Annotated in this window: 10 protein-coding genes and 1 pseudogene; 7 read left to right on the top strand and 4 right to left on the bottom strand. The window is 67.9% G+C overall.

From position 1 onward, the window contains the following. The first annotated feature begins 132 nt into the window (after positions 1 to 132). From OHA21_RS44645 to OHA21_RS44655, 3 genes are all read left to right on the top strand, one after another. Positions 133 to 282, top strand: coding sequence for a hypothetical protein (locus OHA21_RS44645; protein WP_328465853.1), 150 nt, complete (start codon positions 133 to 135; stop codon positions 280 to 282). Between the two features lie 340 nt (positions 283 to 622). Next, positions 623 to 1,225, top strand: coding sequence for a GGDEF domain-containing protein (locus tag OHA21_RS44650; protein ID WP_328465855.1), 603 nt, complete (start codon positions 623 to 625; stop codon positions 1,223 to 1,225). Positions 1,226 to 1,571: 346 nt separating this feature from the next. After that, a complete protein-coding gene (locus tag OHA21_RS44655; RefSeq protein WP_328465857.1) occupies positions 1,572 to 2,447 on the top strand; it encodes a universal stress protein in 876 nt (291 codons plus the stop codon). A 233-nt stretch (positions 2,448 to 2,680) separates the two neighbouring features. Here OHA21_RS44655 and OHA21_RS44660 read toward each other — a convergent pair whose 3' ends face one another. Continuing rightward, positions 2,681 to 4,330 (bottom strand): aspartate:alanine exchanger family transporter, encoded by a 1,650-nt coding sequence (locus OHA21_RS44660; RefSeq protein WP_328465859.1) that lies wholly within the window; start codon positions 4,328 to 4,330, stop codon positions 2,681 to 2,683. Between the two features lie 654 nt (positions 4,331 to 4,984). Here OHA21_RS44660 and pflB point away from each other — a divergent pair. The 3 genes from pflB (at position 4,985) to OHA21_RS44675 (ending at position 9,411) form a co-directional block, all read left to right on the top strand. Further along, positions 4,985 to 7,246, top strand: a complete 2,262-nt coding sequence (gene pflB / locus OHA21_RS44665; protein ID WP_328465861.1) for a formate C-acetyltransferase — start codon at positions 4,985 to 4,987, stop codon at positions 7,244 to 7,246. An 8-nt stretch (positions 7,247 to 7,254) separates the two neighbouring features. Then, positions 7,255 to 8,061, top strand: coding sequence for a pyruvate formate-lyase-activating protein (pflA, locus tag OHA21_RS44670; RefSeq protein ID WP_328465863.1), 807 nt, complete (start codon positions 7,255 to 7,257; stop codon positions 8,059 to 8,061). A 231-nt stretch (positions 8,062 to 8,292) separates the two neighbouring features. After that, positions 8,293 to 9,411 carry an acetate/propionate family kinase gene (locus tag OHA21_RS44675; protein WP_328465865.1) on the top strand — a complete coding sequence of 373 codons (1,119 nt, stop codon included), beginning with the start codon at positions 8,293 to 8,295 and terminating at the stop codon, positions 9,409 to 9,411. 87 nt (positions 9,412 to 9,498) lie between these two features. Here the strand turns inward: OHA21_RS44675 and OHA21_RS44680 are convergent. The 3 genes and pseudogenes from OHA21_RS44680 to gap form a co-directional block, all read right to left on the bottom strand. Next, positions 9,499 to 9,806, bottom strand: a pseudogene (locus tag OHA21_RS44680) (triose-phosphate isomerase); the annotation flags it as partial. After that, complete coding sequence (locus OHA21_RS44685; protein ID WP_328465867.1) at positions 9,806 to 11,002, bottom strand: phosphoglycerate kinase; 1,197 nt, start codon at positions 11,000 to 11,002, stop codon at positions 9,806 to 9,808. The pseudogene OHA21_RS44680 and the gene OHA21_RS44685, both read right to left, overlap by 1 nt. A 6-nt stretch (positions 11,003 to 11,008) precedes the next feature. Next, entirely contained in the window at positions 11,009 to 12,010 is a 1,002-nt protein-coding gene (gap, locus tag OHA21_RS44690) for a type I glyceraldehyde-3-phosphate dehydrogenase (protein ID WP_328465869.1), read from the bottom strand. A 337-nt stretch (positions 12,011 to 12,347) separates the two neighbouring features. Between gap and OHA21_RS44695 the strand changes: the two genes are divergently transcribed. Beyond that, complete coding sequence (locus tag OHA21_RS44695; RefSeq protein WP_328465871.1) at positions 12,348 to 14,783, top strand: glycogen/starch/alpha-glucan phosphorylase; 2,436 nt, start codon at positions 12,348 to 12,350, stop codon at positions 14,781 to 14,783. The last annotated feature ends 1 nt before the right edge of the window (position 14,784 follow it).

Genomic DNA, 14,784 nt, shown 5'->3' on the forward strand with positions numbered 1-14,784 from the left:
GGGCGTCCCAGCGGGTCGTCTGGCGGTGGCGGGCGGGCCGCAAGGGCTGGTTCCCCGACGCTGTACACCGCCGTCGGCACTGCTCGTGCCGCGCCGGATGCTTCAGGCAGCCGCGGTGGACGCAGCACGGTCGTGACTCTGGCCCGGCTTGCTGTGCTCGACCTGCAGCGCAACCCGATGCCGGTGTTGCGGGCGATCGGCGACTATTGCCGGGCCAATCACGCGGATGAGGCTGAGCAGTGGCATGCCCGGGGTGTCGATGTGTACGGTGACTTCTTCTAACGGGCGAACGCAGCAGCGCGGCTGGCCGGACGCGGTGCTCGTCGGCCCATGTCGCGTCGGGCGGCTGATCTCGGACTTTTTGCTGGTCCCGTACCTGGTCGGACGCGCCGGTGGCGTCGCGCCAAGGTCCGCCTCCTCCGCCGGTCGGAATGCCGGAGCTCTCTCTCATTCCGCGGCGCTGCCTGCCGATAACTGAGGCGAAAGCTGAACTGGGTGGTGCGCGAGGCCGCCCGCGGCATCGCAAGAACGGGGACGAGGTGCGTACACGCCACTCGCGGCAGCGGCCGGCCGGACCTGCCGGTGACGAGGTCAGGTGAGCAGCCCGCGTCTCGGGGTCGCGGTGCCCGCCACCGCGACTGCGGTCACCCTAACGCTGTCCGGCTGGTTCCTCACGTCTTTCGTCGCCATCCAGGAACTGCTCGCTGAGCGTGACGTCCTGGCGGCCAGGCTGCACACCATGGCTTTCACGGACGGCCTCACCGGCCTTGCCAACCGGGCCTTGTTCCTCGAACGCCTCGAGGACGCGCTACGCCGAGGCGACAGTCGAGTGGGTGTGCTCATCGACCTCGACGACATCAAGCCGGTCAACGACACCTACGGGCATGCCGCGGGCGACGCGGTCCTGATGCGGACCGCAGAGCGGCTGCGGCTCAGTGCCGGCTCGGCCGGTGTGACCGCCCGTCTCGGCGGCGACGAGTTCGCGGTGCTGATCGAGCAGGCACAGCTTGGCGACCTCGCGGCCGTCGCCGACCGGATCGTCGAGGCGCTCGGTGAACCGTGCCGGCTCGAAGGCGGCACCGAGGTCCGGTCCACGCCAGCGTCGGGGGCGATGGCGGCCGACGACGACCGTGACGCCTCGGCCTTGTTGCACAGGGCCGACGGTGCCATGTACGCGGCCAAGCGTTCGGGCAAAGGTTCGTTCGAGCTAGCGCACGCCGCCTGACGACTTGTAAGGCGCTGCGTCTGGACGCCGATTCTGGCGCCGCGCAGAACCTGGTCGCCCCCCGCCGCCGCGTCGTCATGCTCGGCTGGCGGATGGCCGTCAGGCAAACCGCGGTGGTCGCGCCCTACGGCCGCGTCCAAGCGCGCGCTGGTCGCCGACGACTTCACGGGGGCACAGGAACTCAGCGAGGTGGAAGCCTACCTGTCGACCAAGTTGTGATTATCGATGTGGCGTCAACGTGTCCGAGCGCAGTCGGGACTTCCGGCCTGGGTTGTGCGGGTCTCCTTCCCTGATCGTCAGCGTGGAAGCGCTCGAAGATCGATAGGTGATAGAGAGGACGTCCGACATGACGACCGGAACCATCATCGTCGCCACCGATGGCGCGGAATCCAGCCTCGGGGCCGTGGCATGGGCGGCTCGCGAAGCCGAGCGGCGCCATGGGGTGCTACGCATCGTGCACGCCTACGAACGGGACTGGGTGAAGGTACGCCCCGGCGGCGGCAGCGACTACGTCGACATCGCGCGTCAGGTCGCCGAGGGCATCGTCGCGACCGCCCGCGACCGAGCGCGGCAGGTCGCGCCCGGAATCGCCATCCAGACGAATCTGCTGATCGGGCATGCCGTGCCGTGTCTGCTGGAGGTTTCGCACGGCGGGGACCTGTTCGTGGTCGGCAGCCGCGGCCGGGGCGGGTTCGCCGGTCTGCTGCTCGGTTCGGTCAGCGCGAGCATGGCCACGAACGCTTCGTGCCCGGTCGTGGTCGTCCGTGGCCGTACCGAAGGACCGATCGTCGCGGGGGTTGACGAGAACCCGGCAGCGGAGGTGGTTCTCGAGGCCGCCTTCGCGGCGGCGGCCGAATGGAATGCGCCGCTGTTGGTGATACGCGCATACCCGCCGGCGGTCCCGCTTTGGGTGGCGGCCGCCGGCGTCGCTGACGTCATAGACACGTCCGAGCAGGAGAACGACGAACGCGCCCGGCTCGACGAGCAGCTCGCTCCGTGGCGGGAGAAGTACTCCGCCGTGCCGGTCAAGGCGATGGTGACGAGGGAGGGTGCGGCCGCGGCGCTGGTCGCGGCGTCGGGCAAGGCGCGCCTGGTCGTCGTCGGCAGCCGCGGCCACGGCAGGGTGAGCGGAGCCCTGCTCGGCTCGGTCGGGCTGCAACTGTTGCACCACGCCGAGAGTCCGGTCCTCATCGTGCGGCATGACGACAGGGCAGGTGCCTGAGCCCGGGCGCGTTACCGCAATCTGCCGCATCCATGTGCCGGGCTCCAGGCTGTGCCAGCAGGAGACCGAGGACGCAGCCGCCGGACCAGAGACAAGTAATCCGTACGCGCTCCGCTCGACGGGTCGAGACAGCCCGGCCACCGGTGCCACCGCTGGTCCGCCGATCGAGGCGGGATCGGCGGAGTACGTCAGTTCCCGTCACGGACTCGATGTCGATGATGCCACCGGTCAGGTCAATGGTGCAGCAGCACAATCATCAGCTGTGCGATGAGGACCTTCAAAACCATTGCGACCGGGAAAACCGTCGAGTACGCCAGGGCCGGCAGCTCATTCTTGGCTCGGTCTTCGGCGAAGGTCAGCACAGCCGGGTTGGTGTCGATGCCGGCCATGACACCCATCAGCCAAGAGAGAGGCATGCGCAGTAGCCTGCCCCCGACGATGCAGGCGACGGTGGTGCCGGCCGCCACCAGCGCACCGGCTGCGATCATCTTCCAGGCGCCACCGTCGGAGAACCCGTGGATGAGCGCGCCACCGGACTTGAGTCCGACGCCGGCGAAGAACAGCGCGACGCCGACCTGCCGAAGGACCAGGATCGTCGATCGGGGCTGGTGCCAGGTGATCGCGCCGGTCCGTCCGATCCGGCCCAGGATCAGGCCCGCGATGAGCGGCCCTGCCGCTAGGCCGAGACGCAGTGTCGCGGCACCGGCAAGTGGCACCGTGACCGCGCCCAGCAGCAGGCCGAACGCGAGACCGAGGGTGAGGCCAGCGAAGTCCACCCGGGTCAGCGACTGGTCGGAGTCGCCTAGCAAGGCCGTCACGGCGGGCATGCGGTCGTGTGATGTGACCACCCGCACCCGGTCGCCGAGAAGCAATCGGGTGGTGGGAGTCGCGATCAGGTCGTGATCGCCACGCCGCAACCGGGTGATGAGCGCATTGTATCGGCGGGGCAGGTCCAGGTCAGCGACGGTCCTGCCGACCAGCGCAGGATCGGAGACCGTGATCCGGCGGAAGTCGAGGGTGCTGCGGTCCAGCGACAGCGCCGGACCGGCTTTCTCTCCGAGGCGTGCGACGAGATCCCTGGTGGCTGCACGGGTACCGACGACCGACAACAGGTCACCGTAATGCAGGGTGGCGACCGATACGGCCAGCTGGATGCGGTCGCCGCGTCGCAGCCGAACCAGTAGCGCCTCACCGTCGCGGGCCAGTTCGTTGGTGAGCTCATGGATGTCGATGCCGGCGCCTCGGGTGACGCGCAGGGTTCGTTCGACCAGTTTTCTCGGAGCAGTAGCCAGGTGCGTGTTCTCGGAGGCCTCGCGCGCGAAGTCGACCCGGACGAACATCATGTAGGTGACGAGGGCACCGATCATGGCGACCACGCCGTACCCATAGGTCAGGCTCATTCCGACTGCCGCGTCGTTGGCCAGGGCCGCCGCGTGGGCGGGGGCGATGGCTCGCAGCGCCTCCTGGGCACCGCCGAGCGCCGGCACGTTGACCAGCGCGCCGGCGAACACCCCGGCGGCGGTGGCCGAGTTGAGGTGGAAGGCGGCAGCGGCTGCGACGGCGATCAGTGCCGCGACGGCGAGGGCTCCGGCGACGAAGGCATTGTCGCGCAGACCGCGCCGGCGCAGTGCGGCGAAGAAGGTGGGTCCGCTGGCCAGACCGATGAGATAGACGAACAAAGCCAACCCGAACTGGTCGGCGAAGTCAGGCAGCCGTAGCCGTTCGTCGAGGGCGCCGAGGCCGAGGCCAACGAAGAAGACAGCCGCGACGCCCAGTGCGACGCCGTGGACCCGGACGCTGCCGAGCAGGTGCCCGACGCCGAGGACCACTGCGCACAGCAGGACGGCATTGGCCGCCAGTAGGTCGATCGGAGGCAAGATCACACCCGACATCGTCTGCGACCCTGTGCAGGCCGACGCGGCCTACACCAAAGAGCTCCCCCGTAGGGGTTGCCTGCCGGGATTCCGCACTCATCTGTCTTGAGCGACCGGCATAATGAGTCCCTCGTCGGCGCGGCGGGGATTCGCCGAACGGATCGCCGGTACGGCGGAGGCCTTCGGATGGTTGGCCGTCTGCTGAGCGGCTATGGTGTGATTCGCCTGTTACGAGTGTGCGGGCCAGTGCTCTGCCGTTCAGGGCGGTCGCCCGCCGGGTCATAGATACGGGCGGTGGCCGCAATAGCGCGGCGGTCTCTGCCTGGTCGGCGAGAGACAAGAGTGCCGTGTGCCGGGCCGAGCGCTTGGGCGACGGTTTCCACGCCGCCGATCTCTTCGCGCACGCTGGTGCCGAGTGCGCTGGCGCCGCCGGTGGCCTCGTTGCCGCAGAAGAAAGCCATCTCGCAACTGGCTAGGCACTCCGGTGCGTCCGCACTACTACCGCGGGCACAAAGGCCCTGTTCGGTGCAGCGTTGGTCGGGGAACCTGAATACCCAGGAGGTCATCCGTACTACCGGCGTACATCACACCGGGCTCAGATCCTGCTGGATCATACCGAAGAGCAGACGGCGAATCCGTCAGCACACGACCTGGGGGAACGACATGAGCGCAACCGTCCTCGGCACCACCGTTGCCGGCCTGGACCCGTGGCGCGGGTTCATCGGTGACGGATGGCGGGCCGGCATCGCCGTGCGTGACTTCATTCAGGCCAACTACGAGCCGTACACCGGTGACGCGTCGTTCCTGGCCGGGCCGACCGCCCGGACTCGGGGGATCTGGGACAGGCTGTCGGCGATGTTTCCGGCCGAGCGTGAGCGCGGCATCTACGACGTCGACGCGGTCACCCCGTCGACGATCACCAGCCACAAGCCGGGCTACATCGACCAGGACAGCGAGCTGATCGTCGGGTTGCAGACCGACGCGCCGCTACGCCGCGCGATCATCCCGAACGGTGGCTGGCGGATGGTCGAGGGCGGCTTGAAGGCGTACGGTTACGCGCCCGACCCGGCCGTCGCGGAGATCTTCACCAAGTACCGCAAGACCCACAACGCTGGTGTGTTCGACGCCTACACCCCGGACATCCTGGCCGCCCGCAAGTCGCACCTCATCACCGGGCTGCCCGACGCGTACGGCCGGGGCCGGATCATCGGCGACTACCGGCGGGTCGCGCTCTACGGCGTCGACGCCCTGATCGCCGCGAAGCAGGCCGACAAGGACGCCTGCGCGGCGCAGCCGATGACCGAGGACACCGTGCGCAGGCGCGAAGAGCTGTCCGAGCAGATCCGGGCGCTGGCCGAGCTCAAGCAGATGGCGGCCTCGTACGGCTACGACATCTCCGGCCCGGCCACCACCGGCCGTGAGGCCATCCAGTGGCTGTACTTCGCCTACCTGGCCGCGGTGAAGGAGCAGAACGGCGCCGCGATGTCGCTGGGCCGCACCTCCACGTTCATCGACATCTACCTGCAACGCGACATCGCCGAGGGCCGGCTCACCGAGGAGCAGGCGCAGGAACTCGTCGACGACTTCGTGATCAAGCTGCGGATCGTACGGTTCCTGCGCACCCCGGAGTACGACGAGCTGTTCTCCGGCGACCCGACCTGGGTGACCGAGTCGATCGGCGGGATCGGCTCCGACAGCCGGCCGCTGGTCACCCGGACCAGCTTTCGCTACCTGCAGACCCTGTACAACCTAGGCCCCGCGCCGGAGCCGAACCTGACCGTCTTCTGGTCACCGCAGCTGCCGCAGGGCTTCAAGAGCTTCTGCGCCCAGGTGTCCATCGACACCAGCGCCATCCAGTACGAGTCCGACGAGCTGATGCGGCCCCGGTTCGGCGACGACACCGCGATCGCCTGCTGCGTGTCGGCGATGGCGGTCGGCAAGCAGATGCAGTTCTTCGGCGCCCGGGTGAACCTCGCCAAGACCCTGCTGTACGCGATCAACGGCGGCCGCGACGAGAACTCCGGCGCCCAGGTCGGCCCGCAGCTGCCGCCGCTGGAAGGCGACGTCCTCGACTACGAGCAGGTCGCCGAGCGGTTCGACACGATGATGGAGTGGCTGGCCGCCACCTACGTCAACGCGCTCAACATCATCCACTACATGCACGACAAGTACGCCTACGAGCGCATCGAGATGGCCCTGCACGACACCGACATCCTGCGCACCCTGGCCTGCGGCATTGCCGGCCTGTCGGTCGCCACCGACTCGCTGTCCGCGATCAAGCACGCCACCGTACGGCCGGTCCGTGACGAGCGTGGCCTGATCGTCGACTACACCGTCGACGGGGAGTTCCCGACCTACGGCAACAACGACGACCGCGCCGACACGATCGCGGCCGGGCTGGTCGAGTCGTTCATGGCGAAGATCCGCAAGCACCCGACCTACCGGCAGGCGGTGCACACCCAGTCGGTGCTGACGATCACCTCGAACGTCGTCTACGGCAAGCACACCGGCAACACCCCGGACGGCCGGCGCGCCGGCGAGCCGTTCGCGCCGGGCGCGAACCCGATGAACGGCCGCGACAAGCACGGCATGGTCGCCGCGGCGCTGTCGGTGGCGAAACTGCCGTACGAGCACGCCCAGGACGGCATCTCGCTGACCACCACGGTCACCCCGAACGGTCTCGGCAACAGCCGCCACGAGCAGATCCGCAACCTCGTCGGGGTGCTCGACGGATACACCGCGGTCGACGGCTTCCACATGAACGTCAACGTGCTGAACCGGGCCACCCTGGAAGACGCGATGGCGCACCCGGAGAACTACCCGCAGCTGACCATCCGGGTCTCCGGCTACGCGGTCAACTTCGTGCGGCTCACCAAGGAACAGCAGGCCGACGTCATCTCCCGCACCTTCCACGGCGCGCTGTGAACGGCACCGTGATCCAGCGTCCCGACCTGGGAATCACCCCGGTCGGGACGCACCCGCCAGGCGAACTCGTCGCGTCGGTGCACTCGTGGGATGTCGTGACTGCGGCCGACGGTCCGGGCACCCGGTTCGTGACCTTCTTCGCCGGCTGCCACCTGCGCTGCCTGTACTGCCACAACCCGGACACCTGGGAAGGCCGTAACGGCCAGCACGTCACCCTCGACGACCTGGTCGCCAAGATGCTCACCTTCAAGGCGTTCATCACCGCGTCCGGTGGGGGAGTGACGGTCTCCGGCGGCGAGCCGCTGCTGCAGAACCATTTCGTCGAGGCGTACCTGCGCCGCTGCAAGCAGGAGGGCATGCACACCGCCCTGGACACCGCCGGGTTCCTCGGCGTCCGCGCCAGCGACCGGCTGCTCGACGACACCGACCTGGTGCTGCTCGACATCAAGTCCAGCAACCCGGAGACCTACCGGAAGGTCACCGGCGTCGCCCTGCACCCGACCATCGTCTTCGGCGACCGCCTCGCCGAGCGCGGCAACCAGATGCGAATCCGGTTCGTGCTGGTTCCCGGCCTGACCGACGACCCGGACAACATCGCAGGCGTAGCCGACCTGGCCGCCCGGTGGGGCAGCGTCGAACACGGCGGGGTGGTCGAGCAGGTCGACATCCTCGGCTACCACCGCCTCGGCGTGGCCAAATACAAGGAGCTCGGACTGCGCTACCCGCTGGCCGACACCGAGCCGCCCACGACCGAGCAGCTGACTGCGGCCGCCGCACACTTCACCGACCGCGGGCTGCGCGTGACGATCGCCTGAATCCGTAAGACTGTCTCTAACTCAGTGTGCTATCGCATCGGCCGGTGCACGGTCATGATCGCCGACCGTGCACCGGCCGAGCAGTGATCAAGGGGTCGCACTGCGGGAAGGTGCGGACTTCGGCCACGACCACGGAGAACACGAGCGACAATATCCGTGCGAACACCGCGCCGCCGCGCTCGGGACTACGCCGCGCCAGGCAAGCGAGCGGAGGAATCGATCGGAGGCGGCATGGACCGGGTGCTGGTACTCAACTGCGGCTCGTCGTCGGTTCGGTACAAACTGTTCAACGGCGATACCGCCACCGCGAAGGGCTTGACTGAACGGATCGGAGAACCCGGTGGCGGGCCTGCCGACCACCGCCAGGCTCTTCAGCAGTTGATGGACTCCGTCGACCTCAACGGCCTGACCGCAATCGGTCACCGGGTAGTGCACGGCGGGGTCACATTCACTGCGCCGACGGTCGTTTCGGACGACGTCATCAGCGCGATCAGCGAGTTGATACCGCTCGCGCCGCTGCACAACCCCGCCGCGGTCACCGGCATCCGGGTCTGCCGCGAACTGCTTCCCTCCGTTCCCCAGGTCGCCGTCTTCGACACCGCGTTCCACTCCACCATCCCGACCGAGGCCGCCATGTGGGCACTCGACACCGAGATCGCCGAGCGGTGGGGGATCCGACGGTACGGCTTCCACGGCACATCCCATGCCTATGTCTCCCGTGCGACTGCACGCCTGCTCGGCAAACCGGTCGAGGACACTGACTTGATCATCCTGCACCTGGGCAACGGCGCCAGCATCACCGCAGTCCACGCCGGCCGCAGCGTCGCCACGTCCATGGGTCTCACCCCGCTCAGCGGCCTGGTCATGGGGACCCGCACCGGAGACATCGACCCGAGCGTCATCTTCCATCTGCATCGCGTTGCCGGTCTCACCCTCGACCAGATCGAAGAGCTGCTCACCCGTCGATCCGGACTACTCGGCCTCACCGGTGACAACGACATGCGTCTGATCGAACAGCGGCGGGACGCTGATGACCCGGCCGCCCGCCGCGCATTCGACATCTACTGCCGGCGAGTCAAGGAGTATGTCGGTGCATACCTGGCCGTCCTGGGGCGGGCGGACGCGATCACGTTCACCGCCGGTATCGGTGAGCACTCAGCGCTTGTCCGCAGCCAGTCACTCTCCGGCCTTGAGGCGTTCGGCATTTTCCTTGATAGCAACCGCAATGAGGCCGACGCCCCTGTCATCTCTGTTGATGGGTCACCCATCGCTGTGTGCGTGGTCCCGACCGAGGAGGAACTCGAGATTGCGAACGAGACCCGCCGCGCGCTCGCCGCCCGGCCGCATTGAGTACATGTCGTTGAGGGTCTCGACCGCGTACGTGTTGTGTCTTGAGCTGGTTTTGAGCCAGGCCTTCAGGTCCGAGGCACCGGCGGCGTCGGAATGCCCGAGCACCACGGAGCTGCAGCCAGCTTCGCCGGCATCGAGTCGGCAATCTTCCCGGTGTACGCGCCGGACGCGTGCTGGGAGATGTCCTGGGCGCCGTACGCGATGGCCAGCTTGTCACCGTCCACCGCGGTCTGCACGGTGCGCAGGTCGGTGAACGGCGGCAGCACGACCGTCTCGACGGCGTCCAGCTGCGCGGGGGTCAGGCTTGCGGCCAGCTTCTGGACCAGCAGATTGGCCTCGAAGTGGTTGAGGTTCATCTTCCAGTTGCCGGCAATGATCGGCTTACGGGTCGTCATCACTTCTCCAGTGCGGCGACGCCCGGCAGCGTCTTGCCTTCGAGGTACTCCAGGGACGCGCCCCCGCCGGTGGAGATGTGGCCGAACGCGGACTCGTCCAGGCCGAGAGTTCGAACCGCCGCGGCCGAGTCACCGCCGCCGACGACCGAGAAGCCGTCGATCTTGGTGATCGCCTCGGCCACGCCGCGGGTGCCCGCGGCGAACGGCGCCAGCTCGAAGACGCCCATCGGGCCGTTCCAGAACACGGTCTTGGCGCCCGCGATCGCCTCGGCGAACAGCGCCGTGGAGCGAGGGCCGATGTCCAGGCCGAGCCGGTCCGCCGGGATCTCGGAGGCGTCCACGGTCACATGGTCCGCATCCGCCGAGAACTCGGTCGCGGCCACCACGTCGACCGGGAGCACGATCCGGCCCTCGGCCTGCTTCAGCAGCTCCTGGCAGGTCTCGATCATCTCGGCCTCGAGCAGCGACTTGCCGACCTCGTGGCCCTGGGCCTTGAGGAAGGTGAAGCACATGCCGCCACCGACGAGCAGCTTGTCCACCTTCGGCAGCAGGGCCTGGATGACCGCGAGCTTGTCGGAGACCTTCGAGCCGCCGAGCACGACGACGTAGGGCTGCTCCGGGCTCTCCGACACGCGCTTGAGGACCTCGATCTCCTTGAGGACGAGACCACCGGCGTAGTGCGGAAGGCGGGCCGGCAGGTCGTACACCGAGGCGTGCTTGCGGTGCACCGCGCCGAACGCGTCGTCCACGTAGAAGTCGGCGAACGCCGCGAGCTGGTCGGCGAACGCGCCGCGAACCGCGTCGTCCTTCGAGGTCTCGCCCTCGTTGAACCGCAGGTTCTCCAGCAGCAGGACCTGGCCGTCCTGCAGCTCGGCGACCACCTGGGTGGCTTCCGGGCCGACGGTGTCGTCAGCGAAGACCACCGACGACCCGAGCAGCTCGGCCAGCCGCGTCGCGACCGGGCGCAGGGTGTACTTCGGATCCGGCGCGCCCTTCGGGCGGCCCAGGTGGGACGCCACGATCACGCGGGCGCCCGCGTCACGCAGGGCGATCAGCGTCGGCAGGACCGCGCGGGCGCGGCCGTCGTCGCTGATGACACCCGGGTTTGCCTTGTCGAACGGGACGTTCAGGTCGGCGCGCACGAAGACGCGCCGACCCGAGACACCCTCGCCGAGCAGGTCGTCGAGAGTCTTCAAGGCAGATCAGGCCCCGACGAGCTTGACCAGGTCGACGAGGCGGTTCGAGTAGCCCCACTCGTTGTCGTACCAGCCGACGACCTTGACCTGGTTGCCACCGATGACCTTGGTGAGGCCGGCGTCGAAGATGCAGGAGGCCGGGTCGGTGACGATGTCGGCCGACACGATCGGGTCCTCGGTGTAGACCAGGATGCCCTTGAGCGCGCCCTCGGCGGCGGCCTTGATGGCGGCGTTGACCTCTTCGACCGACGTCTCGCGAGCGGCGGTGAAGGTGAGGTCGGTGGCCGAGCCGGTGGGGATCGGCACCCGCAGCGCGTAGCCGTCCAGCTTGCCCTTCAGCTCCGGCAGCACCAGGCTGACGGCCTTCGCGGCGCCGGTCGAGGTCGGCACGATGTTCAGGGCGGCGGCGCGGGCGCGACGCAGGTCGCTGTGCGGGCCGTCCTGCAGGTTCTGGTCCTGGGTGTACGCGTGGATCGTGGTCATCAGACCCTTTTCGATCCCGATGCTGTCGTTCAGGACCTTCGCCATCGGGGCGAGGCAGTTGGTGGTGCAGGAAGCGTTCGAGATGATCGTGTGCTGCGCGGCGTCGTACAGGTTGTCGTTGACGCCCATCACGATCGTGATGTCCTCGTTCTTGGCCGGAGCCGAGATGATGACCTTCTTGGCGCCCTTGTCGATGTGCGCCTTGGCCTTCGAGGCGTCGGTGAAGAAGCCGGTCGACTCGATCACCACGTCGGCGCCCAGGTCACCCCACGGGAGGTTGTTCGGGTCGCGCTCGGCGAACGCCTTGAACGTGTTGCCACCGACGGTGATCTCGTCGGCGGTCGCCTTCACCTCGTGGCCGAGGCGGCCCAGGATGCTGTCGTACTTCAGCAGGTGAGCCAGCGTGGCGTTGTCGGTCAGGTCGTTCACGCCGACGATCTGGATGTCGGCCCCGGAAGCGAGAACCGCCCGGAAGAAGTTACGACCGATACGGCCGAAGCCGTTGATGCCAACCCGGATGGTCACAGGTGGTCTCCTCGTTTCGGTCCGCCGGATTCTGCGACCGGCGGAGGGGTCTGCATGCCGACCGTAGGGACGGCCGGCTCATGGGGTGTCCGGCCGCCGCGCCCTTGACTTCGAGAACGCCACAGCAGACTCGGGGCGTCACCGCGAGGGGTTCGGCCGAACTTCCAGCACGTCGCCGTCACTGATGACCCTACCCACGGAGTGCTGCTCGCCGGGTCTTTCACCAACACCGGCCGAGCTGTCCGCGACTTGGGTTGCTGAGTTGACCTACCGGGACGATGGCACTGCTCCTCGTGAACGTCAATCGCCAGCAACCTTGGAAGGTCACAATGGCGGCATGGATCTTCGACACGGCATCGGGCTACGCAAACTGGGCAGGACCGCCGACGAGTTCCAGCAGGACCTGTTGAGCAACCTCTACTACCGGCGCGGCACGACCGTCGAGTCGGCGAGCGCACGGGACGCGTACGAGACGCTGTCCCAGACCGTGCGCGACCGGCTCGCCGAACGGCGGGCGCGGACCGCCGCCGCGCAGTTCGCCAGCAACCCCCGCTGGGTCTACTACCTCTCTGCGGAATACCTGCTCGGCGCGCAGCTCGAGCAGAACCTGCTCTACTCCGGCACTGGCGAGATCGCCGCCGAGGCGGTCAAGGCCCTCGGCTTCAGTCTGGAGGATTTGGAGGACCTGGATGTCGAGCCGGGTCTCGGCAACGGCGGCCTGGGCCGGCTCGCGGCCTGCCTGGTCGACTCGATGGCCACCCGTGACATCCCGGCCGTCGGCTACGGCATCCGCTACGACCTCGGGATCTTCCGTCAGGTCATCACCGAGAACGGGCAGACCGAGCTGCCCGACGACTGGGCGTTCCAGGGTAATCCGTGGGAGTTCCCAGCCCCGGACGACAGGCAGACCGTCGGCTTCTACGGACACACCGAGCCGGTTCCCGGATCAACGACCCGCAAGGTGTGGGTGCCCGCTGAGATCGTGCTCGGCGAGCCCAGCCACATGCTGGTCCCCGGGTACGGCACCGAGACCGTCAACATCGTCCGGCTGTGGAGCGCCAAGGCCAGCGAGGCGTCGTTCGACCTGTCCCGTTTCTCCGCCGGGCAGTACGCCGAGGCCGTTCAAGAGGCGGTCCGGGCCGAGAACATCAGCAAGGTCCTCTACCCCGACGACAGCACCGAGCTGGGCCGGGAGCTGCGGCTCAAGCAGCAGTACTTTCTGGTGTCGTGTTCGCTGCGGGACATCATCCGGCGGTTCCGGCTGCGTAACGAGGGCTGGGACGAGTTCGCCGGGAAGACGGTGATCCAGCTCAACGACACGCACCCGACGATCGCGATCCCCGAGCTGATGCGGCTGCTCGTCGACGAGTACGAGGTGGAGTGGGACCGGGCCTGGGAGATCACCCGGAAGACGTTCGCGTACACCTGTCACACCCTGCTGCCGGAGGCCCTCGAAACGTGGCCGGTACACATGTTCGAGCGGCTGCTCCCCCGCCACCTGGAGATCATCTACCTGATCAACATGCTGTTCCTGCGCGAGGTCGAGGCCCGGTTCCCCGGTGACACCGACCGGCTCCGGCGGATGTCGATCATCGGCGAGGAGCCGCGGATGGTCCGGATGGCGCATCTCGCGGTGGTCGGCACCGAGGCCGTCAACGGGGTCGCCGAGCTGCACTCGAAACTGCTGCGCGAGACGGTGCTCGACGACTTCGCCGAGTTGTGGCCGGGCAAGTTCCAGAACGTCACCAACGGCGTTTCGCCGCGCCGGTTCGTGAAGCTGGCCAACCCGCGCCTGTCCGACCTGATCACCGAGGGTCTCGGCGGTGACGGCTGGATTCGCGACCTGGAACAGCTCGCAGGCCTGGAACCGCTGGCCGGAGACGCCCGGTTCCTGGACCGATGGGCGGCGATCAAACGTGCCAACAAGGCGCACCTGGCAGTCGGTGATCCCGACTCGCTCACCGACGTGATGATCAAGCGGTTCCACGAATACAAGCGGCAGCAGCTCAAGCTGCTCCACGTCATCTCTCTCTACCACCGGATCCGAGACAACCCGGGCGGTGACTTTGTGCCGCGCACGATTCTGTTCGCAGGCAAGGCGGCCCCTGCTTACCACGCGGCGAAGGACATCATCCGGCTCATCGCGACGATCGCGGCCCGGATCGAGGCGGACCCGGTGGTCTCGCCGTACCTCAAGGTGGTCTTCCCCTCGAACTACAACGTCACCCTGGCGGAAAAGATCATCCCGGCGACCGACCTGTCCGAGCAGATCTCGCTCGCTGGCAAGGAGGCGTCCGGCACCGGCAACATGAAGCTCGCGCTCAACGGCGCGCTCACCATCGGCACCCTGGACGGCGCCAACATCGAGATCCGCGCCCGGGTCGGCGACGAGAACTTCTTCCTCTTCGGGCTGGACGCCTACGAGGCAGCCCAGGCCCGAATCAACGGCTACCACCCACGCGCCTTCTACGAACAGGACGACGAGTTGCGCGCCGCCCTCGACGCCCTCGGCTCGGGCGCCTTCGGCGACGTCGGCCAGCGGGTCGCCGGCTCCCTGCTCGGCTGGGACGAATACCTAACCCTCGCCGACTTCCGTTCCTACCTCGACGCTCAAGAACAGGTCGAACAGGCATGGCATGACCGGGACCGCTGGACCCGCATGTCGATCCTCAACACCGCCCGCAGCGGCTTTTTCAGCTCCGACCGCACGGTGGCGGACTACGCCGCCCGCGTGTGGCGCGTCGCCGCCGTGACGGTTGCCCGCGAGGACTGAT

Source organism: Actinoplanes sp. NBC_00393, from assembly GCF_036053395.1.
Classification (GTDB): Bacteria; Actinomycetota; Actinomycetes; order Mycobacteriales; family Micromonosporaceae; genus Actinoplanes.

Excerpts from the sequence above, each read along its gene's own strand:
- OHA21_RS44655 (WP_328465857.1), top strand. The coding sequence starts at position 1,572 with ATGACGACCGGAACCATCATCGTCGCCACCGATGGCGCGGAATCCAGC.
- pflB (WP_328465861.1), top strand. The coding sequence starts at position 4,985 with ATGAGCGCAACCGTCCTCGGCACCACCGTTGCCGGCCTGGACCCGTGG.
- OHA21_RS44675 (WP_328465865.1), top strand. The coding sequence starts at position 8,293 with ATGGACCGGGTGCTGGTACTCAACTGCGGCTCGTCGTCGGTTCGGTAC.
- OHA21_RS44695 (WP_328465871.1), top strand. The coding sequence starts at position 12,348 with ATGGATCTTCGACACGGCATCGGGCTACGCAAACTGGGCAGGACCGCC.